Annotated in this window: 23 protein-coding genes and 2 tRNA genes; 2 read left to right on the forward strand and 23 right to left on the reverse strand. The window is 48.4% G+C overall.

All coding sequences use genetic code 11. From position 1 onward, the window contains the following. Positions 1 to 281: 281 nt before the first annotated feature. The 13 genes from lysS to spoIIE all read right to left on the reverse strand — a co-directional run bounded on the left by lysS (position 282) and on the right by spoIIE (position 14,970). Positions 282 to 1,772 (reverse strand): lysine--tRNA ligase, encoded by a 1,491-nt coding sequence (gene lysS, locus H615_RS0101210; RefSeq protein ID WP_027953455.1) that lies wholly within the window; start codon positions 1,770 to 1,772, stop codon positions 282 to 284. A gap of 184 nt (positions 1,773 to 1,956) precedes the next feature. Next, entirely contained in the window at positions 1,957 to 2,454 is a 498-nt protein-coding gene (gene folK, locus H615_RS0101215; RefSeq protein WP_211225361.1) for a 2-amino-4-hydroxy-6-hydroxymethyldihydropteridine diphosphokinase, read from the reverse strand. Continuing rightward, entirely contained in the window at positions 2,447 to 2,815 is a 369-nt protein-coding gene (folB, locus tag H615_RS0101220) for a dihydroneopterin aldolase (protein WP_027953457.1), read from the reverse strand. The genes folK and folB overlap by 8 nt, the downstream gene beginning before the upstream one ends. After that, positions 2,808 to 3,641, reverse strand: a complete 834-nt coding sequence (folP, locus tag H615_RS0101225) for a dihydropteroate synthase (protein ID WP_035531097.1) — start codon at positions 3,639 to 3,641, stop codon at positions 2,808 to 2,810. Before folP ends, folB begins: the two co-directional genes overlap by 8 nt. Before the next feature lie 122 nt (positions 3,642 to 3,763). Next, a complete protein-coding gene (gene cysK, locus H615_RS0101230) occupies positions 3,764 to 4,696 on the reverse strand; it encodes a cysteine synthase A (RefSeq protein WP_277988145.1) in 933 nt (310 codons plus the stop codon). A gap of 153 nt (positions 4,697 to 4,849) precedes the next feature. Next, positions 4,850 to 5,731 (reverse strand): Hsp33 family molecular chaperone HslO, encoded by an 882-nt coding sequence (hslO, locus tag H615_RS0101235; protein ID WP_027953460.1) that lies wholly within the window; start codon positions 5,729 to 5,731, stop codon positions 4,850 to 4,852. A 6-nt stretch (positions 5,732 to 5,737) separates the two neighbouring features. Then, complete coding sequence (locus H615_RS0101240) at positions 5,738 to 6,529, reverse strand: type III pantothenate kinase (protein WP_027953461.1); 792 nt, start codon at positions 6,527 to 6,529, stop codon at positions 5,738 to 5,740. A 118-nt stretch (positions 6,530 to 6,647) separates the two neighbouring features. Next, positions 6,648 to 8,678: an ATP-dependent zinc metalloprotease FtsH gene (gene ftsH / locus H615_RS0101245; protein ID WP_027953462.1), complete on the reverse strand. Its 2,031-nt coding sequence runs from the start codon at positions 8,676 to 8,678 to the stop codon at positions 6,648 to 6,650. Positions 8,679 to 8,795: 117 nt separating this feature from the next. After that, positions 8,796 to 9,335 (reverse strand): hypoxanthine phosphoribosyltransferase, encoded by a 540-nt coding sequence (gene hpt, locus H615_RS0101250; RefSeq protein ID WP_027953463.1) that lies wholly within the window; start codon positions 9,333 to 9,335, stop codon positions 8,796 to 8,798. 11 nt (positions 9,336 to 9,346) lie between these two features. After that, the gene (tilS, locus tag H615_RS0101255; protein WP_027953464.1) at positions 9,347 to 10,744 is read right to left on the reverse strand and encodes a tRNA lysidine(34) synthetase TilS; all 1,398 of its coding nucleotides are present in this window, start codon (positions 10,742 to 10,744) and stop codon (positions 9,347 to 9,349) included. A 73-nt stretch (positions 10,745 to 10,817) separates the two neighbouring features. Continuing rightward, the gene (locus H615_RS0101260) at positions 10,818 to 11,741 is read right to left on the reverse strand and encodes a serine/threonine protein kinase (RefSeq protein ID WP_027953465.1); all 924 of its coding nucleotides are present in this window, start codon (positions 11,739 to 11,741) and stop codon (positions 10,818 to 10,820) included. Beyond that, the gene (locus H615_RS0101265; RefSeq protein ID WP_027953466.1) at positions 11,722 to 12,459 is read right to left on the reverse strand and encodes a vWA domain-containing protein; all 738 of its coding nucleotides are present in this window, start codon (positions 12,457 to 12,459) and stop codon (positions 11,722 to 11,724) included. The genes H615_RS0101260 and H615_RS0101265 overlap by 20 nt, the downstream gene beginning before the upstream one ends. A 63-nt stretch (positions 12,460 to 12,522) precedes the next feature. Continuing rightward, positions 12,523 to 14,970, reverse strand: coding sequence for a stage II sporulation protein E (gene spoIIE / locus H615_RS0101270; protein ID WP_027953467.1), 2,448 nt, complete (start codon positions 14,968 to 14,970; stop codon positions 12,523 to 12,525). Positions 14,971 to 15,253: 283 nt separating this feature from the next. On the opposite strand from spoIIE, the gene H615_RS0101275 reads away from it, so the two are divergent. Further along, positions 15,254 to 15,327 (forward strand) — tRNA-Met (locus H615_RS0101275). Positions 15,328 to 15,351: 24 nt separating this feature from the next. After that, positions 15,352 to 15,423: transfer RNA gene (locus H615_RS0101280), tRNA-Glu, on the forward strand. Between the two features lie 77 nt (positions 15,424 to 15,500). Here the strand turns inward: H615_RS0101280 and H615_RS0101285 are convergent. The 10 genes from H615_RS0101285 to spoVT all read right to left on the reverse strand — a co-directional run bounded on the left by H615_RS0101285 (position 15,501) and on the right by spoVT (position 23,765). Beyond that, positions 15,501 to 16,343: a MurR/RpiR family transcriptional regulator gene (locus H615_RS0101285; protein WP_027953468.1), complete on the reverse strand. Its 843-nt coding sequence runs from the start codon at positions 16,341 to 16,343 to the stop codon at positions 15,501 to 15,503. 8 nt (positions 16,344 to 16,351) lie between these two features. Then, positions 16,352 to 17,683: an aspartate aminotransferase family protein gene (locus tag H615_RS0101290; protein ID WP_051254551.1), complete on the reverse strand. Its 1,332-nt coding sequence runs from the start codon at positions 17,681 to 17,683 to the stop codon at positions 16,352 to 16,354. A gap of 234 nt (positions 17,684 to 17,917) precedes the next feature. After that, positions 17,918 to 18,304, reverse strand: coding sequence for a S1 domain-containing RNA-binding protein (locus tag H615_RS0101295; protein WP_027953470.1), 387 nt, complete (start codon positions 18,302 to 18,304; stop codon positions 17,918 to 17,920). A gap of 76 nt (positions 18,305 to 18,380) precedes the next feature. Beyond that, positions 18,381 to 18,764, reverse strand: a complete 384-nt coding sequence (locus H615_RS0101300; protein ID WP_027953471.1) for an FtsB family cell division protein — start codon at positions 18,762 to 18,764, stop codon at positions 18,381 to 18,383. 16 nt (positions 18,765 to 18,780) lie between these two features. Continuing rightward, entirely contained in the window at positions 18,781 to 19,371 is a 591-nt protein-coding gene (gene yabQ / locus H615_RS0101305; protein ID WP_027953472.1) for a spore cortex biosynthesis protein YabQ, read from the reverse strand. After that, positions 19,368 to 19,673 (reverse strand): sporulation protein YabP, encoded by a 306-nt coding sequence (gene yabP, locus H615_RS0101310; RefSeq protein ID WP_027953473.1) that lies wholly within the window; start codon positions 19,671 to 19,673, stop codon positions 19,368 to 19,370. The genes yabQ and yabP overlap by 4 nt, the downstream gene beginning before the upstream one ends. Before the next feature lie 157 nt (positions 19,674 to 19,830). Then, positions 19,831 to 20,094, reverse strand: a complete 264-nt coding sequence (locus H615_RS0101315; RefSeq protein ID WP_027953474.1) for an RNA-binding S4 domain-containing protein — start codon at positions 20,092 to 20,094, stop codon at positions 19,831 to 19,833. Positions 20,095 to 20,097: 3 nt separating this feature from the next. Further along, positions 20,098 to 21,561: a bifunctional methyltransferase/pyrophosphohydrolase YabN gene (gene yabN, locus H615_RS0101320; RefSeq protein WP_027953475.1), complete on the reverse strand. Its 1,464-nt coding sequence runs from the start codon at positions 21,559 to 21,561 to the stop codon at positions 20,098 to 20,100. A 5-nt stretch (positions 21,562 to 21,566) separates the two neighbouring features. After that, positions 21,567 to 23,144, reverse strand: coding sequence for a putative polysaccharide biosynthesis protein (locus H615_RS0101325; protein WP_027953476.1), 1,578 nt, complete (start codon positions 23,142 to 23,144; stop codon positions 21,567 to 21,569). A gap of 84 nt (positions 23,145 to 23,228) precedes the next feature. Beyond that, positions 23,229 to 23,765 (reverse strand): stage V sporulation protein T, encoded by a 537-nt coding sequence (gene spoVT, locus H615_RS0101330; protein WP_027953477.1) that lies wholly within the window; start codon positions 23,763 to 23,765, stop codon positions 23,229 to 23,231. Positions 23,766 to 23,868: the final 103 nt, after the last annotated feature.

Raw genomic sequence — 23,868 nt, forward strand, 5'->3', positions numbered from 1 at the left:
CATGTGTTGTTTTTCATGTCAACAACTTTTTTCATTAAGTTGAGAAAGTGTTTGGCTTTCGTTTTTGGCGACAAATACTAATTTATCATGGGAAGCTGTTTGTGTCAATAACTTTTTTCATGATTTGTTTTGGCGTTTTTCAACACCGCGCCGCTCTCTTAAAGCGACAAGTAATAATTTATCACGGATACGAGTCCAGCGCAATAGTTTTTTCAAAATATCTTATCATTTTGCTATAAAAAGAAATCCTCCGCCTTTATAACCGGCGGAGGATAGCTGGATCAGGATTCACGATGTCGCATTTGCGGGAACAGCAGGACGTCGCGGATAGAGGCTGAATTGGTTAACAGCATAACGAGGCGGTCTACGCCGATTCCCAATCCACCTGTCGGCGGCATGCCATACTCAAGAGCTTCCAGGAAGTCCTCATCCATCATATGGGCTTCATCATTTCCTTCTTCGCGCTCTTTAAGCTGAGCTTCAAACCTTTCGCGCTGATCGATAGGATCGTTCAGCTCAGAGAAGGCATTGGCATGTTCACGTCCAACGATGAACAACTCAAAACGATCTGTGAACCGCTCATCTTCGGGGTTCTTCTTGGCAAGTGGAGAAATCTCTATCGGATGTCCATAAATGAAGGTTGGCTGGACAAGCTTTTCTTCGACACGCTGCTCAAAGAACTCGTTGACAATATGACCGAATGTCATCGTGTCTTTAATTTCAATGCCATGTTCTTCAGCAAGAGCTTTAGCTTCATCATTACTCATGTGCTTCCAGAAATCGACGCCTGTATATTCCTTGATTGCATCCACCATATGCAGACGGGTCCAGTTTGGTTCCAGATTAATCTCCTGATCGTCATACATGACCGTAGTTGTACCGAGGACCTCTTTAGCGATATGAGCGACCATGTTTTCCGTCAACGCCATAATGTCCTTATAATCTGCATACGCTTCATACAATTCGATCATCGTAAATTCAGGGTTGTGACGCGTAGATACGCCTTCATTACGGAAGACACGTCCGATTTCATATACCTTTTCCATACCGCCTACAATGAGGCGCTTCAAATGAAGCTCGATTGCTATGCGCATGTACAACTGCATATCAAGCGCGTTGTGATGGGTGATGAACGGACGGGCGGAAGCTCCTCCCGGAATGCCGTGCATTAATGGTGTTTCCACTTCAAGGAATCCTAAACCGTCCAGGTAGCGGCGCATGGATTGGATGATTTTACTGCGCAGAACAAACGTGTCTCTGCTGTCAGGGTTCGTAATTAAGTCAAGGTAACGCTGACGATAGCGCTGTTCTACATCTTGGAGTCCGTGGAACTTTTCAGGTAACGGGCGCAGGGATTTCGTAAGCAGTTGGAATTCCTCCGCTTTTACAGAAAGTTCTCCGACGTTTGTTTTGAACATCACTCCGGTTACTCCGACAATATCCCCGAGATCTGCTGTTTTAAAGAGGTTGTCATAGGCTTCTTCTCCGATTTCATCTTTACGGACGTACAACTGGATCTGTCCTGTGACATCCTGGATGTGCGTGAAGCCAGCTTTCCCTTTCCCGCGCTTGGTCATGATTCGGCCGGCTACGGTCGCCGGGAACTGCTTTTCTTCCAACTCTTCTTTTGTATAGGTATCGTATTGTTCTTTTAGCTGGTCCGCATAGTGGGTCCGGTCGAAACGGTCGCCGAACGGATCCAGACCTTGTTCACGGTGAGCATTCATCTTGTCTCTGCGCACCTGCATATATTCATTCAGTTCTTCTGACACTGCTATCACTCCATTCCTCGTCTTTTCCTTGTACTGTGCCGCCACAATAACAAAAACTGCCAGCAAAGGGCTGGCAGCATCTAACTATGGTTTAGTATAAAAAAGTCTTATGGGTGTGTCAACGCTCACGGGAACCTTGACTCCGCTTCCCTGCCGAGGGCCTTGCTGCTTCATGGCTTTTTGTTCACAGGTGCCCCCATAACGTAACGCTTTCCCTTTCTGCATCCGGAAGTTCATGAAGCAGTTCGACCGCCTGCTTCTGCAGATGGGGAAGGTAGGCCTGTGGATCTACATCGGCCAGAGGGACGATAACAAACGCCCGTTCATGCATGTGGGGGTGGGGGATCGTCAAGTCGGCAGCTGCTCTGTTTTCTTCATTATACAAAAGGATGTCGAGATCAATGGTCCGCGGCCCCCATTTCACTAATCTTTTTCTTCCAAGACCATCTTCAATCGCCTGACAGGCTGCCAACAGATCTTCAGGAGGAAGGGATGTCTCCACGGTGATCACCATATTCAAGAAATCCCCCTGGTCTGTGTAACCCACCGGACTCGTTTCATACACTCCCGATCTCCCCTCTACTTGAACGTCTTCATTTTCATCCAGTAAAGCAATGGCATCACGAAGGTACTGTTCCCGTTCAGCAAGGTTGGATCCGAGTGCGATATAAGCTTTATTCATCAGACCGGCTCCGGTATATCTCAATTGCTACGGATTGATAATGTCCGGGGATGGGCGGGTCCGGTTTGAATACTTTTACAAGACAACCTTCCAAAAGCGGGAAGGAGGAGAACAACTCCATGGATATCTGCTCAGCTACAGACTCCACAAGCTTATAGGCCTTTCCCTCTACAATCTTTTTTGTTGTTTCATAAATCGCCCCATAATCAATGGACTTTGTCATATCGTCAGATTGGGAAGCCGGTTTTAAGTCCAGCTCCAATTCAAGATCTACATAAAAACGCTGCCCCAGTTTGTTTTCTTCGGGAAAAAGGCCGTGATAGCCCCAGAATTCCATTTGATTAACGTAGATTTTATCCATTTCCTCCATCCTTTCCAATCATAGCATCCATCATTTTCGTCATACGGACCACGGGCCCCACATCATGCACCCTTACCATTTCCACTCCCTGGGCCACCCCGTAGCACACCGTTGCGCCTGTCCCTTCCATTCGTTCCTCTTTAGGAAGATCCAGCACCGTACCGATAAAAGACTTCCTTGAAGTACCGAGAAGAATCGGATAACCGAGGTCACGAAGCTCGCCGAGGTGACGCATGACCACAAGGTTATCCTGCTGGCTCTTGGCAAAACCGATACCCGGATCAAGAATGATCTGCTCATCCTTCACTCCCCGTGCCTTCACACGGTTCACCATTTCCGTTAGATCCTTTTTGACATCATCCATTAACGAAGTGTAATTCCGATCCTTCCGGTTGTGTGTCAAAACAAGTGGAACGTCATTCCGGGCAGCGACATCAGCTATAGCCGGATCCTTTACAGCCCCCCAAACATCGTTAATGATGGAGGCGCCATGCTGGACAGCCCTGGCAGCCACTTCCGACTTGTACGTATCAATGGAGATTGGTACATCAACAGCCTGACTTACCGCCTCTATCGTTGGAAGGACCCTTTTCAACTCCTCCTCCGCCGGTACAGGGTCATGGCCTGGACGTGTTGATTCACCACCGATGTCAATGATGTGGGCTCCTGCTTCCACCATAGCTTCTGCCTGCTGGACAGCCCGATCAACATCTGTGTACAGCCCGCCATCCGAAAAGGAATCAGGAGTGACGTTTAAAATGCCCATAACGAGGGTCTGTTTTGTTAAATCATAGGTTTTCACGCGCGTGTGTAAGTATAAGGACATGTATTCCCCTCATTTCTTTATTACTCTTCCCCTATCTTACAACATTTCATAAGTTCTATCATGACAGGAATTCCTGTCCTACGGAAAAAACGCACCCCTGTTAAAAGGAGTGCGTTAGACTTTTATTCTTCATCAAATTGGTAAAGGGGAGTGGATAGATATCTTTCCCCATTACTAGGAATGACCGCCACCACTTTTTTACCTTTTCCTAGCTGCTTAGCTACTTGTTTCGCTACGTGGATCGCTGAACCGGAAGAAATCCCTCCAAGGATTCCATCTTTACGCGCTGCTTCACGGGCAGCAGTAAAGGAATCTTCTTTTGAAACCGTTACGACTTCATCGTAGATTTCTGTGTTCAGGATTCCTGGTACAAAGCCGGCGCCGATCCCCTGGATTTTGTGTGGTCCGGGATTTCCGCCGGATAATACCGGGGATTCTTCCGGTTCAATCGCATAGATCTTCATGTCAGGGTACTTTTCCTTCAGCACTTTTCCAGCACCGGTAATTGTTCCCCCTGTTCCAATACCAGCAACAAAAGCGTCCAGTTGATCACCCATCTGCTCGATGATTTCAGGTCCTGTGGTCTTTTCGTGGATGAGAGGGTTCGCTTCATTGTTAAACTGCTGAGGCATGAAGTAGCCATGCTTTTCATGAAGCTCGGCCGCCTTCTTAATCGCTCCCTTCATACCATCGCTTCCCGGTGTAAGAACCAGTTCCGCTCCGTAGGCACGCAGAAGGTTCCGACGTTCCTGACTCATCGTATCAGGCATGACGAGAATCGCTTTATAGCCTTTGGCTGCAGCAATCATAGCCAGACCAATTCCCGTGTTTCCACTCGTTGGTTCCACAATCGTGTCGCCCTCGTTCAACCGGCCGTCTTTCTCCGCTTCTTCCACCATAGAAAGGGCAATACGATCCTTCACAGAACTCCCTGGATTCATGTACTCCAGTTTAAGGTAAATGTCTGCACTGTCTTCGTCAGCACTGCCGTTCAGTTTTACCAGCGGAGTCTGTCCTACAAGTTCACTTACGTTATTTACGATTCTCAACACCATCACTCCTAAAACCAAGTATTTAAATAGGATTTAACTTTAACTTACTGAAATCCACCACAATTGTCAAACAATTCATGCTAAAAGAATAGAAAAAGACGGAACAAAAGTCCCGTCTTTTATTTATATCCTTATCGGCTGCCTATGATGAAAAAATCAGCTGGTGCTCTGAGATTTCAGTTCTTCCAGATCATGAGCAGAGAATTGATAATCTTCGTTGCAGAAGTGACACTTCGCTTCCGCACCGTTATCCTCTTCAATCATTCGTTCAATTTCCTCATCACCAAGGCTGGAAATGGCCATCTCGACCCGTTCACGTGAACAATGGCATTGGAAATTCACAGGCTTTGTGTCCAACAGCTGGACATTTTCTTCCCCTAGAACGGTGTAAAGAATCTGTTCCGGTGTTTTTCCTTCCTGCACAAGTGTAGAAATGGGACGCATATCAGAGAGACGTTTCTCAATTTCTGTCGTCGTCTTGTCATCAGCACCCGGCATCATTTGAATGATAAAACCTCCGGAAGCAAGGATGCTGTGATCTGTATCCACCAGTACACCTGCCCCTACAGCGGAAGGGACCTGTTCAGAGTTCGCGAAGTAATACGTGAAGTCCTCACTGATTTCCCCGGACACAATCGGAACCTGACCAGTAAAATGATCTCTCATCCCAAGATCCTTCACAATACTCAATGTCCCGGACGTACCGACCGCACGTGATACGTCCAGCTTTCCTTGGGCATTGGACTCGAAGTCGACATGAGGATTCTTCGCATAGCCGCGAACTTCCCCGTTAGCGTTGGCATCCACGACAATGGCACCCACCGGCCCGCCGCCTTCAACCTTCACTGTGATTTTGTCTTCTCCTTTAAGCATAGCTCCCATCATAGAGCTGATCGTCAAAGTTCTACCCAGAGCGGCTGATGTTGTCGCCCACGTATCCTGTCTGCGTCTTGCTTCTTCGACGGTGTTGGTGGACTGAACAGCGTACGCTCTCACTTGTCCATCAAATGCCATCGCCCGCACTAAATAATCTGACATGAATCATCATTCTCCTTTAAATGCTTTTTTCTCTTTGTTGCGCTGATATATCTTATGCAGCCCCTTCAATGTAAGATAGGGATCTACATGATCAATGGTCCTGGACTGGCCGGCAATTAAGTTCGCTAAGCCTCCGGTAGCAATGACTGTGGGCGTATGGTCGGAAGTTTCCTTCATCCTTCGCACCACTTCATCCACTTGTCCAACGTATCCGTAAAATGCTCCGGACTGCATCGCTTCTACAGTACTTTGTCCGATGACATGCTCCGGACTTTTAATTTCAATCTTCGGCAGTTTAGCTGCTTTGGCATAGAGGGCTTCCATGGATATGTTGACTCCAGGCGCAATAGCACCTCCCAGATACTCACCTTCTGCATTGATGTAGCAGTAGGTTGTCGCTGTTCCGAAATCAATAATGACCAAAGGAAGCGGGTACTCATCAATGGCTCCGACAGCATTCACTACCCTGTCCGCCCCTATTTCGTCAGGGTTCGGATATTTCATGGGCAGACCATGGTCGACATTATTTTCTCCGATAATCATGGGCTGCTTTTTAAAATAATAACGAGACATTCGGTCAAGTGCAAACATTATGGGCGGAACTACGGAAGAGATGATAACCCCGTCCATATCTTCAAAGGCCAGACCTTCATGATCAAAAAGGGATTTGATCAGCATTCCGAACTCATCTTCTGTTTTATGTCGATCTGTCTTAATTCTCCATTGATACTTTAACGCACCATTCTCAAATACGCCTAAGACAGTATTGGTATTTCCCACATCAAGGACAAAATTCATACAAACAGCCTCCTGTGTCATTTCCTTCGGCTACCATCATACCACAAGAGCCGAACCGTCTGCTGTAATGAGACACGAAAAACCACACCGCCGGAGCTGGTGTGGTTTTTTCGTTGAATTAAGAACGACGATCGTCAGAATCTGACCCGCTCTCTTCTTCTTTATTTGTTGAGGAATCTTCGGTATCCTGTTCCTCTTCAGAGACTTCTTCATCTTTCGATTGGATGTTGACGCGTACATCTTCGTCACTTCCGGAAGAAGTATTGTTCTTGATTTTAGCATTGTGTTCTCTAGCAAGGGCTTCAAGCTCTTCATCTGTTGGAAGACGTCCTTTGTCAAACAAGGAACGGATTTGAGTAGCATCCAGAGTTTCTACTTCCAGCAATGTTTTGGCAATCAGCTCTAATTTATCTCTGTTTTCTGTCAGAATCGTCTTCGCACGATCATAACAGTACTGGATAAAGTTCTTCACTTCCTGATCGATTTCGTAAGCGATCTGGTCACTGTAGTTCTGCTCATTCTGAATGTCACGGCCCAGGAAGACCTGACCTCCGGAATTGGACCCGAACTGAAGCGGTCCGAGTTTTTCACTCATGCCGTATTCAGTAACCATTTTACGTGCAATGCTTGTTGCACGCTGGAAGTCGTTGTGGGCACCGGTACTCACTTCACCGAAGATGATTTCTTCAGCTACACGGCCGCCCAGAAGACCCGTGATTTTGTCGAACAGTTCAGGTTTTGTCATAAAGTAACGGTCTTCTTTTGGAAGCATGACCGCATAACCGCCGGCCTGACCTCGTGGGACAATCGTTACTTTATGAACCATGTCAGCATCATCAAGCACCATACCGATGACCGTATGTCCACTTTCGTGGTTGGCCACGATGTCGCGCTCTTTCTTGGAAATGACACGGCTCTTCTTAGCTGGGCCTGCAATAACCCGGTCGATAGCTTCATCAACATCATCCATGTCGACACTTTTCTTGTCTCCACGGGCAGCTACAAGAGCTGATTCGTTCAACAGGTTCTCCAAGTCTGCGCCAGAGAATCCTGGTGTACGGAGAGCGATCGTCTTCAAATCGACATTTTCAGACAGCGGCTTGTTCTTCGCATGAACGGCGAGAACAGCTTCACGGCCTTTGACATCCGGGCGATCGACAGTAATCTGTCTGTCAAAACGGCCAGGACGAAGAAGGGCCGGGTCAAGAATGTCCGGTCTGTTGGTCGCAGCAATGATGATGATCCCTTCATTGACTCCGAAACCGTCCATCTCAACAAGGAGCTGGTTCAATGTCTGCTCACGCTCATCGTGACCGCCGCCAAGGCCTGCACCACGCTGACGTCCAACAGCATCGATCTCATCGATAAAGATAATACCAGGGGCATTCTTTTTGGCGTTTTCAAACAGGTCACGGACACGGGAAGCCCCGACACCGACAAACATTTCAACGAAGTCCGAACCACTGATGGAGAAGAACGGAACTCCCGCTTCCCCGGCAACGGCACGGGCCAGCAATGTTTTACCTGTACCTGGTGGCCCTACGAGAAGGACACCTTTTGGAATACGTGCACCAACAGCAGAGAATTTACGCGGGTCTTTAAGGAAGTCAACTACTTCCACAAGCTCCTGCTTCTCTTCATCTGCACCAGCGACGTCTTTAAAACGTACTTTTTTCTTCTCTTCGGTGTACATCTTCGCCTTGCTCTTACCGAAGTTCATGACACGGCTTCCGCCGCCCTGAGCCTGGTTAAGCAGGAAGAAGAAGAGAATGAAGATAATGACAAACGGAATAATGGATGTCAGGAATGTCACCCATGCGCTCGGCTGCTCTTCCTGTTCAACATTTAAGATCGACTGCTCCTGAGCCGTCTCGGTAATGTTGGAAAGTGTCTGGTCGTTCGCTGTAATCTGTGCGGTGAAGGCTTCTTCCCCTTCTTCTGCACCTTCCAGCTGACCAGTGATTCGAATCACTCCATTAACAGGCTGAATTGTCATCTCTTCGATGGCACCGCTGTTTAATTTATCGTAAAACTGATTTACATTTAACTCTTGCTGCGGATCACCTTGACCTCGGAATAAACCGACCACGCCGATAACAACGAGGAAGATAAGTAAGTAAAATATGGTATTACGAAAGATCCGGTTCATTGCCTACCTCCTCCCAAACGAGAAAAACTATAGTAAATACTACCATAACAAAAACGGACGACACAACTAATTACCCTTGAAACGAACCGTTTGAAACCACTTACGGAGTATCTGGGACTATCCGCCATATACTTCAGGTTTCAACACCCCTACATAAGGAAGATTCCGATACTTCTCCTGGTAATCCAGACCATACCCGACAACGAACTCATCCGGTACTTCAAAGCCGACAACGTCTGCTATTACATCAGCGTTGCGTCCCGTCGGTTTATCAAGAAGGGTGACGATCTTAATCGAATTCGCCTTTCTATATTTAAACAAGTCGACAAGATAGGCAAGCGTGCGGCCACTGTCAATAATGTCTTCAATGATCAGGATATCCCGGCCCTCTACTTTTGTATCAAGGTCCTTGACAATCTTGACCTCACCGGAGGACTCCATTCCACCGTGATAGCTGGACACATCCATAAAGTCCATTTCCAAATGCGTCTCCATCCGTTTCAAAAGGTCTGTCATAAAAGGAGTTGCCCCTTTCAGCACTCCGATAGCCAAAGGAAATCGATCCTTATACTCCTCGGATAAACGGGCTCCCATCTCTTTGCATTTCTGCTGGATCTCCTCTTCGGAAATCAAGACCTTTTCAATTTCGTTGTGCATGATTGCTCCTCCTACGCGTCTGCTTTGTTTTTATAATGTAACCGAAGCCATGGACCTGTTGAAGACCTGCCTCTCTGCCTGCCGCCTTTTTTCAGGCCGCCAAGCCAGAGAATTTCCCCTGTCTGATCGGTAACGACCGGCAGTGTCCCGCGGGTGCGGGCAGGGATTTTCTGATCAATAAAAATATCTTTTACTTTTTTTGACCCCTTCATCCCTCTTACTTCCATACGGTCTCCAGGCTGTCTGGAGCGGACGATGAGCGGAAGGTTTACGTGATAGTCCTCACATACATAGGTGAAGGCATCGGGCTCTTCCGGGCACCAGCTCCATTCCGCTTCCACGGACGAACCATCCGGAAGGGAGACAGAGGCCCCGGGGTGCAGAATTAAACGAAAGGACGAATCCTCGTTTTCATCCGCGAATGTGAAGGTAATCTCATCGTAAGCGCGGACCACTTTCAACCCTCCGGGAAAATCAAGGGAACGGTTCGGTTTCTCGTCCCTTAACAGGTTCATGAACATTTCTTCATGAAGATAGGAAATGTCTTCGTTTTGCTTCACATACAGATAGTTCAATATTAGATGAAAGGCTGTCCTTTGTAAAGCAAGCGGAAATGTTTTGAAGGTTTGTTTTGAAAATTGTACGAATTTCTCAACATCCTCCGAAAAATGAACATATTCCAACACCTTCTGAGCCTGTTCGTTTATGTAGGAACGCTCTTCCGCTGCCCTTTCACTGAATGCCTGCACATGCTCATGAAGCCGGGGATTCTGCTCCTTCAAAAAAGGCATCACCCTGTGACGGAACGCGTTGCGCGTGTAGTCGGTCCGATCATTGGAGGGATCATGGCGGCTTGGAAGAGAACGGTCATTCAAATAATGGAGAAGCTGTTCCTTGGAGACACATAGCAGCGGCCGTACGATTTCACCGCAGGCAAACGGTCTCCGCAAAGGGATTCCCTGAACCGCTTCAGGCCTGGCGGAACGGACCATCTGCATCATGAGCGTCTCTGCCTGGTCGTCTCCGTGATGCCCCATGACGAGGACATCCGCCTGCCGGGCATACATCTGCTCTTCAAAGAAACGATAACGGAGATCGCGGGCCGCTTCCTGCGTCCCTTTTCCCGATGATTCCTTATACGAACCTGTATCGACAGAGGTTCCATGAAATTCGACATCCCATTGATCCGCAAGCGTCTGAACAAAGGCCAGGTCTTCCCGTGCCTCTTCCCCCCGCAGTCCGTGATCCACGGATACAGCTGTGAGGTGAAACGGAACCTTCTCTCTCAGCTGGGTCAGCATATGGAGAAGGGCTGTTGAATCCGGCCCTCCGGATACAGCAGCAAGGACCCTCTGTCCCGGTTGAATTAACTGATGTTTTGAGATGAACGAATGGACAACGTGATCCATCAGACGTTCCTCCTGTCTATCTCTATCTTCTCCTATCGTATCACTCTTCTCACCATCTGCAAAAGAATAGCTGTTACAAGAAAAAAGTAATCAAGGACCCTCCCATAAGCAGTACGGACAATAAGGTGATGGCCGTTAACTCCCCGGAATCGGTGGTCTTTTTCTTCTGATCTGCGCGGAAATGGACACGTGTTGAAGACGGTGTTTTGTACAGTAGCACACCAGCCATATCTTTTTCCATTTCCGAAGCATCCTTGTACTTTCCCTTCCAGCCATTTTGGATGATTGTCCGGTATGGTTTGAGTACAGGAGCAGCTGCCAGTTTCTGTTCCAGCGTCTTTCTCGGGGAAGACCCCCTTTCAAAACGCCCCGCCCCTGCGGTTTCCAGCATAATCATCGTAATCGCGAATAGATCGTAGGAAGGTTCGGCCTTCCTGGAACCCATCCCCCAGTACCCGCGGTCATAGAACTCCGTGTATTCCTTTATCGCCCTGCCTGCTGCTGTCACACCCCCGACGTCAATAAGCCGGACACGCGAATCAGAAACAAGTAGATTGTCTGTTTTCAAATCGCCGAACACATACCCAGCTTCGTGAAGCTTGGCAATATCACCCATAATTTGAGCTGCGCAAATACCGACCCATTCTTTCGACTTCCCCGCCAGAAACTGAGGCAGGGGCTTTCCTTCTATGTATTCCATCACATAAAAAGGCAGCTGATGCCCCCCGGACATCCGGTAGTCATCCACATCAACAAAAGAAGGCCCAAGTTTTTCCCCTTGGACCTTGCTGAATTTCTTTAGCATGTTCACCTCAAGCATCATCCTGGAGCTGTCGGTTCCCATTTTGAGCGCATACGTCTCCCCACGTGTCGAGCGGCATTTATAAACGGTGCCGCACGCTCCTGAACCGAGTTTTTCCATGATGATGTAAGGGTGCTTGTTCCACCTGCCGAGGACCTGATGGCCCGGTGAGAAGTTACCAGCCTGTTTCTTCATAAGGATCTTCTCCATCTTCCAAGTGGGAAGGGGCTGATTTGGCAGCAAAAGCATACAGGGCCTCTCGAAGAGCAGGGCCTGTCGGTGTGTAGCCGCCGCTGTTCAACTTAGAAAACAAACGGTTGACCGCTCCCAGTTCCGGCGTCCAGTCCACCATCTGCAGGATCGTATGTTTCGGATCCGGGAAGGTGTAGACACTGAAATCATTGGACCCTGATCGTGCATTGAGGCTTAAGGACAAATCAAAAAGAGCATCTTTCACTGTAGGAAGCTTATGATGCATGCTTGCACTCACGTCCACGAGCACCAGCACCTCCAGAGCACTGCTTTCCCCAAGCTCATCAACGACTTCCACAACTTCTCCCCGCTGCTCAGGAGGAAGTTCCTCCAGCGATTGATTTTTTCCCAGAATCTCCTGCAGCTCTTTATTGACGATACCCTGTATCGTCTGGGTCATCGCCTGTTTCGTCACCATCTGCACGGTCTGGGACAGACTTTTTTGATACACGATCTGACTGATGCCCCCGCCTGCCTCGGCAATCGCTTCTACTTCATCAAGCCCCTGCGGCCTGCTGTTCTGCCGGTCGTCGAGAACACCAATCACGTTCACCGTTATCCCCTGGCTTCTTGCCAGTGCTGCCACTGCGGCGGGGTCCTCCCCGTGATTTGAACATCCATCGGTTAACAACAGTATCTGCTTCAGTCGCCCTGTTTTCATAATGATGCTCCCTCCTGTTTCGTTGCTTCCATCTTCGCCGAAAAGGAGGGGTTCTATACGCGGTCAGGCCTCTTTTTTCTCTGAAGGAATGGACGCCCACTCCGGGAGATAATGATCGATTCTCGCTACGATGATCGTCATATCATCGACAATGTCACCCGAATGGGTACGGATCACTTCTTCCAGGAGCAGATCAGCCATCACCTGTGGATCCTGACTCGATATTTCGCGGATCTTCCGTTTGATCCACATTTCCACGTTTTCAATCTGACGCGGTGCTTCCAGTATGCCGTCGCTCATCATAATGAGGAAGTCCCCGGCTTTCAGCTGTTCACTCCTTACATCTACATCCACGTCCGGGATAATGCCCATTGGCAGATTCCCGGCTTCGACGGTGTGGATTTTATCTCCTCTTTTTATAAAACTCGGGGTGCTCCCGACTTTAATGAACTTGGATGTCGCCTGATGCAGATCAATCACAGCTAAATCCAATGTTGAAAAAATTTCATCATTCGTACGAAGCGACAGGATGGAGTTAATCGATTGGATCGCTGCTGATTCCTGGATGCCGGACTGTAAAATCTGCTTGAGCAGACGCAGCGTTTCCATACTTTCTTCATGAGCACGTTCCCCGTTACCCATTCCATCACTGATCGCCAGGGCATATTTTCCTCTGCCCAGTTCCATCATCGTAAAACTATCTCCGGATACAAACCCGCCCCCTTTAGCTGCATGCGCCACTCCGGATTCAATGGCGTAATGTTTGGCGGAGCCAAACGAAAGGTAACACCTGCCCTGCGGATAAGGAGAGATTTCCTCCATCGTTACGACAATCGTCTCTCCCAGAATGTCGGACAATACCGGTGCAATAATTTTCGCTCCTTCTCCGCGGTAATTATCAATTTCTACAATCAGTTCAAGGTCCATGTTCCCTTCATCCAATGAATAGATTTCGAGTTTCTGAATTACCATCCCCATTCGTTCAAGAGCACGATAAATGACATGCTCCTTTTTTTCGTGGTGCTCGCGTTCTTTCACGATCTCCTGAGCGAAATTATCCATCACCTCCGAAACCCCCTGCAGCTGTTCCGCCACAAAGCGCCGGCTCTCCAGCACCTGCCGTTTCAACTGCCGGTTGGCATGATAAAAAGACAACTCGTGATTCATCGTATCAATCAGCTTCTGCGGCTTGACGCAGTGCTGATCCACACTTTTTCGCAGGCCCCTGCCTGCCTCTCCTTTCTCATCCAGTTCATGCATCAAATCAGTCATCAAATTATGGGTGTCATCAAAGTTCCGCACCCAGCACTTTTCCTTCATAAAACAGGACTGACAGGTCTTTTCTGTGACATGGCTCAAGAAGTAATCGATCTCCTCCGCTTCACCGCTTTCCTCCTTTGGAGACTCCAGATATGTGAAACTTCTTGATAAAGCCTGAAAAACGTCCGAGAATTTCCCGACCCTTACAGCCGTGACATCCCGGACTTTTTGTAAGTATTTCTGCTGTTCCGAAAAATGTTCATCTGTGCCCGGAACATACTTGGACAACTGTTTCACCCAGGAGTTCGGCGTGAGAACAAACAACGCCACGGCCCAGGCCGTTGCCCATAAGGAAGCCGGCAGTTCTGTGTCACTGCCCATATAAAAACCGATTAAAAGGGTGCCGACCACCAGACCGGCACTGACTCCTGCTTTTTTCCCCTCCTTCAAGAGCCCGCCAAGCAGGCCGGAAAAAGCCAGCAGACTCATTTGATAAATATGATCCATATTCGATAAACTCAGCACCAGACCTGTGACGACTCCAACGGTTGAACCGATGGCAGCCCCGGCAATATAGGCGAGCAGAATGACAAGGTACCGGGCAAATACATCCACGACGGCTACGCCCTGGATCTGCCACCCGATCAATCCTGTCAAAACGGAAGCGAGTAATATAATGAGGCAGACAATCTCTTCGTTTTTCAACGTAGGCTGAAACCTCTGGGGTGTTAAAATCGGAATGCTCTGCATAAAGATAAGGACAAGGATGAAGCTCAGTATTCCTTCGGCAGCCATCAATGTAATTTCATAGAGCTGCCAGCGGTCCAGTAAAGCGAGGCTGACGGTGCGGGGAATCAAGCTTGCCATTAATGCCAAAGCCGGGAGCCACTTCTGGGGGTGACTTGTTTTGCGCAGCCCCAGGCTTAAGAGCAAAAAAGCCGTCGACGCCCCTACAATAAAACCCGCATGCGCGTAGCTGTATGTAGAAGCCCCTGCTGCCATCATGATCGTTACGGGTATGACGAGCGGACGCTTCATCCACCAGATCACCGACAGGAAAGCGACACCAAAAGGGGCCATGGATGATAGAATAATAGCTCGTCCAAGCAGCAGGGCGAGGACCATGTGGAAGACTCCTTTGTCGGCCATAAACGAAACTGTACGGAAAGAAGCTCTTTGGAAGCCTTGAACCATTCTCGAACTTCGGACGGCTGATTGACGATTTTCCTGCTTCGAAACTGTTTCTAACATGTTTATCACTCCTTCTTTGTGAAACCTATTAAACCACATGAAGAAGAAGCATTTTGTCAAAACAACAAGAGAGCAGAAACAAAAACTTCGATGCTTTTCTCAGAAGCCGCATCAGATTCTACAAAATGTATGCCGGGCACATCCACCCCCTCCCAAAAACCCCCCTCTTTCCCTAGCGAAATAAACAGAGTTGTCTGATTTTTTTATTGGTTGTTGACTCTTTTTCTATCATGGTGTACTATATTTTTTGTGACGTTGCGAGACAACATCACTTCAAACACATGGCGGTGTAGCTCAGCTGGCTAGAGCGTACGGTTCATACCCGTGAGGTCGGGGGTTCGATCCCCTCCGCCGCTACTATTTTTTCAAAAACGTTATATTGGCCCGTTGGTCAAGTGGTTAAGACACCGCCCTTTCACGGCGGTATCACGGGTTCGAATCCCGTACGGGTCATCGGAAACATTCTTGTCCAGAAAAACGCCTTCCAAATTGGAAGGCGTTTTTTCTATGTTCTTTTTCTTTGCAGATCCTCAATAAAACACATCGAATTTCTCCCAGATCGATTCCAGATGCTCGAGACGCTTTTCCGTTTCTTCTTCTCTTTCCCTCCCGATCTGTACGAGCAGTGCCTGAATGACGCTGAGCGGCGCTGTAAACGTATCAATATAAGAATGCATCCGGCTCTTTGCTGTGAGAACCGTATCCGCATAAGCCGAAAGAGGAGAGGAAAGGGTATCCGTAAGCGCCACTGTTTCTACCCCCTCCTCACAAGCATATGCAAGGATGTCGACGGTACTTTTGCTGTACCGTGGAAAACTGATCCCGATTACCACATCCTGTTTCCCGAGACGTGCCAGAAGATCCGCATCCCTCTCCACGGAGTGAATCATGCGGACATCATCGACCACCTTTTCCAAATAGTAATGAAGGAATCCCCCTAATGCTTCTGCACTCCGGTTCGAAGCAATCCATATTTTATCAGCCTTCCATAAAGCATGGACCGCTTTCATCAGCTCCTTTTCATCCAGCCTGTCCATCGTCTCTTCCATTTCTGTGATGTCTTCTTTGAGCACGGATTCAAATGAAGGGGAAGTGTTCCCTGTCTTTATTAACCGTTCACTCGTCTTCCATTGCTGCTTTAATGATGATTGGATCGCCTCCTGGAATTCTGCAAATCCCCGGAAGCCAAGAAAAACGACAAACCGTGTGATCGTCGCGTCACTAACCTCGGCCATAGCGGCCAGCTGGCTGACATTCAGGAAAACAACTTCATCCGGCCGGTCCAGCAGAATGGCCGCCACTTTTTTGTGGGAGCGGCTCATCTCCGGAAGAGACCGGCGGATCGTCTCATATACATTCGGTTCATTCTTCACAGCAGCTGTCACCCTTTCACGTTCTTGACCGCTTTTTCGTGTGCATCTACAGTAAACTGTATGTCTGCTTCCGTATGCACAGAAGACATTGAATAACGGTTGAGCGGTTTCGTATACACACCGAGCTGAAGCAGACGCTCATCCACACGCTTCCTGAACGTCATGTCCACGTGTTGAAGATCACGGTAATTACGGATATCCCCATCTGTCATCATCACATTGAAAATACTCCCCGTCCCTACCGTTTTCATTGGTACTCCCATGACCTTATACAAGTCTTCCAGGTGTTTGCGCAGTTTGTGCGTCTTGGTCATCAGGTCTTCCATGACGCCCCTCTGCTGAAGCAGATCGATCGTCGCCATCCCGGCAGCCAGTACGGTCGGATGACCATTGTAGGTACCGCTGTGGAACAGAGCACGCGGCTGATCGGATGAACTGCCGGACATTACATCATAACTCCGCTTCGGATTCAGGACCTCCATGACGTTCTCTGCTCCTCCGACGGCACCGACAGGAAAACCTCCGCCCAGCACTTTCCCGAGTGCCGTCAAATCAGGGATGATGCCATACGTTTTCTGGGCCCCTCCAAGAGATAGGCGGAAGCCTGTTTTCACTTCATCCATAATCAGCAGAATGCCAAGCTCTTTCGTCACGCGGCGCACGCCGTCCATAAATGACTGATCCGCCGGTATGTAACCGCCCTGAACAGGCTCCATCATAAGGGCGGATATTTCCCCGGCATGACGGCGCAGGATCCGTTCTGTCGATTCCAGGTCGTTAAACGGAAGAATAATGGTATGATCCTGATAATACTCTGGAAGACCACTCGATTCAGGAACCGGATTCGGCTCTTCCGCATCTCCTGCTTCCTGCTCATCCGGATGGATACTCCATAATACTTGATCATACCCTCCATGATAATGCCCTTCAAACTTTGCTATTTTCGGCCGGCCCGTATAGGCTTTAGCGACTCTCAGTGCGAGCAGCGTGGCTTCCAGTCCTGAGTTGGTATACCGGACCCGTTCCATGCCTGGATATAACGAACAAAGCTGTTCCGCCATCTCAACCTCCCCTTCGTGAGGTGTCCCGTAAATCGTCGTTCCATCCTCCTCCATCTGGCGGATAACAGCCTTTTTGATGGAAGGATGGCCATGCCCGTGAATCAGCGCCCCATAGGACAGAAGGTAATCCACATAATGGTTGCCGTCAGCATCATACAGATGGCTGCCTGCCGCCTTTTTCATAAAAATGGGGTGTGGATCGAAATACTTGATATTAGCGGTCACACCGCCGGGAATGACCTTTTCAGCTCTTGCATAGGCTTCGGCTGACTGCTGCATCGTTCTATGGTCCGGATACTCTTTCTGTCTATTCACAACAAACCCCTCCACATTTTGAAATTATTATTTCATAAACAAATAATTATGAAATATTATATTCATAATGATCCCATCATTTCAACCTTGTAAACCGCCTCTGCTTTAGAAATATAAAAAAAGGAACCCATCCACATTTGGATGGGTTCCTTTTATATAAAAGATGCGCACCTTTTACTCATTGTCCTAGACAGCAAGCTATCCTCTTTTAGCACCTCGACCTCCACGTTTGGACTCCGTGTGCTTCTTCAGTGATGCTAAACGTTCGTCGCTATCCTTGATAAAACGGTTCATCTTCTGTTCGAATGATTCAGCCGGCTTACGAGGTTTTGGCGGACGACGGTTTTGGTTCTCTTTTGCTTTCTTAATGGAAAGACCGATCTTCCCATCATCTCCGACATTAATAACCTTTACTTCCACCTGGTCTCCCTGACTCAGGTGCTCATTAATGTCTTTTACGTAGTTGTCGGCAACTTCACTAATGTGAACCAGACCCGTCTTGCCATCCGGCAGCTCGACGAACGCTCCGAAATTAGTGATTCCCGTTACCTTACCCTGCAGCTTGCTGCCTACTTCAATTGACATAAAAAAAATGCTCCTCCTTAAAATTTCGATAAGAATATATCTTCTTATATATTATATATAAGCTTTGAAAAGAGTGTCAATAAGACGGATCCTCATCAGGCATTTTAAAGATAATTTCGCCTTCTTTAGAGAAGAAATAATTGGTCCTGGCAATTTGGAGAACGTACTCCTCATCATTCAGAAGGTCAATTTCCTCCTTCAAATCCTTCTCCTCTTTTTCCAAAACACTCATATCCTGTTGCAACTGTTCGAATTCCTCATGTTTCTGTGCATAAAGTGACTGCTGCTTCACATGGTAAAACACCATGGATCCAGCTACGATCGACACTAACAGGGCAAACATTGCGAGACGGCGTATCAGGCGCTTTTTCTTCCGCTGATGTCTGTCCATATAGGCATCATAATGCTGCATGTATGTAGAATCCAGACGAGCCACCGACTCCTGCTGTCTCTTTGCCATGAAAGTTCGTCCTCCTTTACTTTTTGAATCGTTTTACCCAACTGACCATTATATTCTTCATCTTTTCCAAAAACCCTGCTAATTCACTTAAGTAAATTTTCATGTTTTTCGGCAGGAAACGCCAAATCAATCGAAAAAGCAGTTTGATTGGATAAAAAGCGACAATAAACAATATAATGATACCCTTTAAAAGTATCTTATAAACGCCAAGAAGTAAAGAAATAATAAGGAAAATGATGGATTTCGCAGGGATGTATACAAGATAATACACCGTTTTTTTCAAAAAGGTGAGAACGGCCGTGCAGATCTTTATCCAAAGCTCAAGCGAACGTAAGTAGAGGCGCTGAAATAATGCGCGATAAGCGGCAAACCCACATACGACCGCTACAAATACATACACCCGGAGCTCACCGTAATTCACAAGATAAAGCAGGTAAAAAAGAAAGGCCGCCTGAGCCAGCCAGAAACCAAGCTGATACAGGAGCTCGAGCCAGCTCTGTTTATTGCGCTTATGAAAAAAACGTTCGAAGGTATCCAGGGATGCTCCAACGAACATCCCTCCCCCGATCATGGAAAGGATCGTCATAAACTGCGTCGTGAGGGTCATTTGAACAGCTTGCTAAACAAACCTTTAGCTTTCTCCCCCTGGTGCTCGTCCAAATAAGTCATTTCGTGCATTTTGCCTTTTATGGAAACCACCCCGGATTCAAGGTCCAGGTTTTTCATCTGCAGGTTCTGGCCGCGGATGACGAGATACCCCATATTCGTCTGCAGTAGAAATTCTTCACTATCGAAGCTGTCCACTTCTTTGACGCCTGATATTTCAACATTTCTCCGGTTCCAAACCTTTACATGATGATCGACCTGCTGCTGAGTCCTTACCCCATGGTTTTTCTCATAGCTCTCCATCTTAACAGCCTCCTTCTCTTGTACAAACTATGAAAAAAAGAGAAGGATTATGACTTGGACCCTGCCTCTCCCATCGAAAGGGCTCACACGTAAAAAAGACTGCCGAGAATTCCCTCGACAGTCCGTCTGCCTCCCCCCGGGGAGGTGGTTCATCAGATTAATCCTGATTCACAGGTTCTTCCTTTTTGATTTCATATAAGGAAGCCGCTTCATTTTTGTTGACGTTCTCTCTCAAATCCTTAATTTCAATGGTCAGTACCTTCTGACCGAACTGAATCGTCAGCTCATCGCCGACGGCTACGTTACTGGCCGCTTTACTCTGCGCGCCGTTGATGCTGATCCGTCCCTGATCGGCTACTTCCTTGGCCAGCGTACGACGCTTAATTAACCGCGAGATTTTTAGAAATTTATCTAAACGCATGCTTTATTCCGCTCCTTTATGTTTGGCTTTCGCTTGTACCCATAACTCTTCCAAAGCATCTAACTCGTAATCCTCCAGTTTCCTGCCGCTGCCCTCCACCGATTCTTCCATGGACGACAGCCTCATCCGGAATTTACGGTTGGTCCGCTGCAGGGCATTTTCACTGTTCAGGCGGTAATGGCGGGCGAGGTTGGCAATGGCAAACAGCCAATCTCCGAACTCCTTCTCCATTTCCTCCCGGTCCCCGGAGGTTAACGCTTCCTGAAACTCCTGCCATTCTTCCTCCACTTTCTCTAAAACAGGAGCAACATCCTCCCAGTCGAAACCGACCTTGGCCGCCTTTTTCTGCAGTTCCTCCGCCTGCAGGAGAGCTGGGAAACTTTCCGGTACGGAGTCCAAAAGGCGGGGGGATTTATCTCCCTTTTCCTGCTGTTTGATCGCATCCCAGTTCGTCAGCACTTCGTCCGTCGTGTCTGCCTGAACTTCCCCGAAGACGTGCGGATGGCGGCGGATCATTTTATCCGTTATCGATACTATTACGTCATCAATGGTAAAATATCCTTCATCTTCACCGATTTGACTGTGCAGCATCACCTGTAGAAGCACATCCCCGAGCTCTTCCACCATCTGATCATCGTCCTCCTGGTTGACGGCGTCGATGAATTCGTAGGTTTCCTCGATCAAATACTTCCGCAGCGACTCGTGGGTCTGCTTCCGGTCCCACGGACATCCTTCCGGGCTCCGCAGAATCCGGATCACTTCCCTGAGCCGGAAAAACTGGTGATTGAGCAGGGACTTTTCTAGAGGAGGGACATAGACACTTGTCAGGTTGTCGACCTCCACGCTCCTGTCAAGCTCTTCTAAAGGAACCGTCCGGACAAGCTCACCGCTTCCCCCTGCCGCTGTAACAATGGTTACCGGATGCGCAGCCGGAAGATCCTCAAGCAGCGTTAATTTCACTTCAGATGCGGTCATCGCATCATAGACCTGACATAAAATCAGATGGCTTGTATACACCAGCTGCTCACGCTTGATATCGGTCGCATCGACAAGCTGGAAACCTTCAATCGGGTCGATGCCGAGGGTGGTGAAGGTGGCATCCAGGAAGCTCTGCCCTCCTTCAATCTCTACGTTTATTTCCCCTTCTTTTTCCTTTTCTAAAAGAAGCTGTACCGTTTTTTCCGCCATCATCGGGTGGCCGGGAACTAGATAGAAGATCTCGTCTTCCGGCCGGTCCAGAAGACGGGTGGTGATTTCTTCATATACGCTGCCGAAGCTTTCGTGCTCCTCATATACGGCATCGAAGCTTTCGATCGAGAGCCCTTCCTGGACAAGCTCTGATACGACAGGATGATCCAGCGTCCTTGCAGTGAGCGGGACACCGGCCTGCGTCAGCTGCCTGTATACACCAAGCGGAAGCTGGTCCAGCCCGGAGGCGCCCAGTCCGAAAATTTTAATCGTCTGCATCGTTTTCATCCTTTCGGTAATAATTGAATCAGCCGGTTACTCGAGGGAAGAGCTTCTATCTCCTTTCTTGTAAAACCGCCGGTCCTGATCAGAATCAGGACGAAGACTACAGCTCCCCCGACAGATAGGGCCAGAATATAAAGAAGAAGAGGCAGCCGGCCATCCAGGGCGAATAAAGCTTTGGCCGCTCCCCTGCTTATGTACAATCCTGCAGACATTCCTGCAACGGCAAGGGCCAGGGGTCCCCACGGAAGGTACCGCCATCTCCATAATGAAAGATCTTTCCTTAAGATTACGATATTTCCAAACAAAACAAAAGTAACAGCGGTTAACGAAGCAAGAGAAGCACCGTAAATACCGGCCGATGGTATCCATAGAAAATTAGCCGCTCCCTTCACACCGATCCCGGCCATGACAAGAACAGCTGTGTGACGGATCCGCCCGAGTCCCTGCAGGACAGAAGCAGTCGTAATGGACAGGGAACTGGCAATGATAACGAGCATCAGTACGCGTAAATAACCGCTCCCAGCAGCATCCTGGAAAAAGACCTCGTTCACATCAGGAAAAAGGAAGATCAACCCGGCGGCCGCTCCGGTGGCGAGGTAGAGTGTGATTTTTCCGGCACTGGCAATCGAAGACCGGACCAACTCCGGATTCTCCTCCATCCGCCGACGTGTCACAGAAGGAATCAAAGCAAGAGCAAGGGAAGAAGCCAGGATGGTACCCAATTGAATCAATGGCTGTCCCCGGTCATAAATCCCCTTTACAACCTTCGCCTCTTCCGGATGATACCCGTTCTGGATCAGCTGCGGAACAAGGGTGAAGGCATCGACAAGCTGCAGGGACAACAGCAGCATATAGTTAAAGGAAATCAATACTCCATACAGAAGGATGTGTCTGCTGAAGGAAGCCTGGACAGGAGAGCGCTGAAAAGTCCATACTCCCCTTTTTTTGATCATCCAAAGGAAAAGGACAAGAGAAGCTGCTGCCGCTCCTGCCATACTTCCATAGGCCGCTCCGGTTCCGATGTGGTACAAATCTCTGCTTCGGGAAACCGCAAGAGCCGTGGTGATAATAACAGCCACTCGAAAGACCTGCTCCACGATCTGGGATACAGCGGTCGGAGTCATATCGTTTTTCCCCTGAAAAACGCCCCGAAGAATAGAAATCACAGGAATAAACAGAAAGACACAAAAAGATGTGCGGACGGCCTGTGTCAGGTGTGGATCGTCCATCCAACGGGCCAGCCGGGGAGCCTGCATCCAGCCGGCAGCCACGATGAACAAACTAAAGGCTGTAAGCAGAAGGAATACAGGCAGATAAAAAGATGGAAGGGACGCAGGACCGCCGGTGTGGTCCCGATCGGATATGAATTTTGAAATCGCACCGGGGAAACCGTACAAAGCCAGCACCAGGGCCATTCCGAGAATCGGATAGACCTGCTGATATACATAAAACCCAAGATCCCCGGTCAGATTCTGCAGGGGCACCCGGTAGCCGGCGCTGATGACTTTGCTGATCAAACCAGCCATAGAAAGAATGAAGGCGCCTTTTAAAATAGATGGTGTAGATGTTCGAGTCATTTTGGAACGTTCTCCTCATATGTATGTGTTCAGAACTTCCATTATATCATAGGAAAAGGCCAGACCATCGGCCTGACCTTCGTGTTATTCCATCTGTTTGGCGAGAAAACTTGCTGCCGTCTGGACCGCCTTATCTGCGCCGCCTTCAAGAGGTGCTCCTTCTTTATTGAACGCAATCACACAGCCAATGGGGTCTCCCTGGGCGATGATAGGATGAATAAGATAGGAAATGACGTCTTCTTCCTGCCCGCGGACGAATTCCACTGGATCCGGATGCTTTTCAGAAGCCATGGACCGCGAGTCCATCACTTCCTCCACTTTTGATCCGATCGACCGGTTCATGTATTCTTTTTTGCCTCCACCAGCCACAGCAATATACTCGTCCCGGTCACATATAAGAACAGGGGATTCCAGGGACTCACTTAAGGCTTCCGCATATTCCTTCGCAAAATCACCCAGTTCACTGATCGGGGAATATTTCTTCAGAATGACTTCCCCTTCTCTGTCCACGAATATTTCCAGAGGATCTCCTTCACGGATTCTGAGGGTGCGGCGGATTTCTTTCGGAATAACAACACGGCCTAGATCATCAATACGACGTACAATACCAGTTGCTTTCATTCTTTTATGCTGCCTCCTTTTCTGTGATGACTACCTTTCCTTCTCCTGTTGAAGAGCAAGCAGAACAAGCGGGTGATTAACGATAGTATGGGTCAGCAATAAA

Source organism: Halobacillus kuroshimensis DSM 18393, assembly GCF_000425705.1.
Taxonomy (GTDB): Bacteria; Bacillota; Bacilli; order Bacillales; family Halobacillaceae; genus Halobacillus; species Halobacillus kuroshimensis.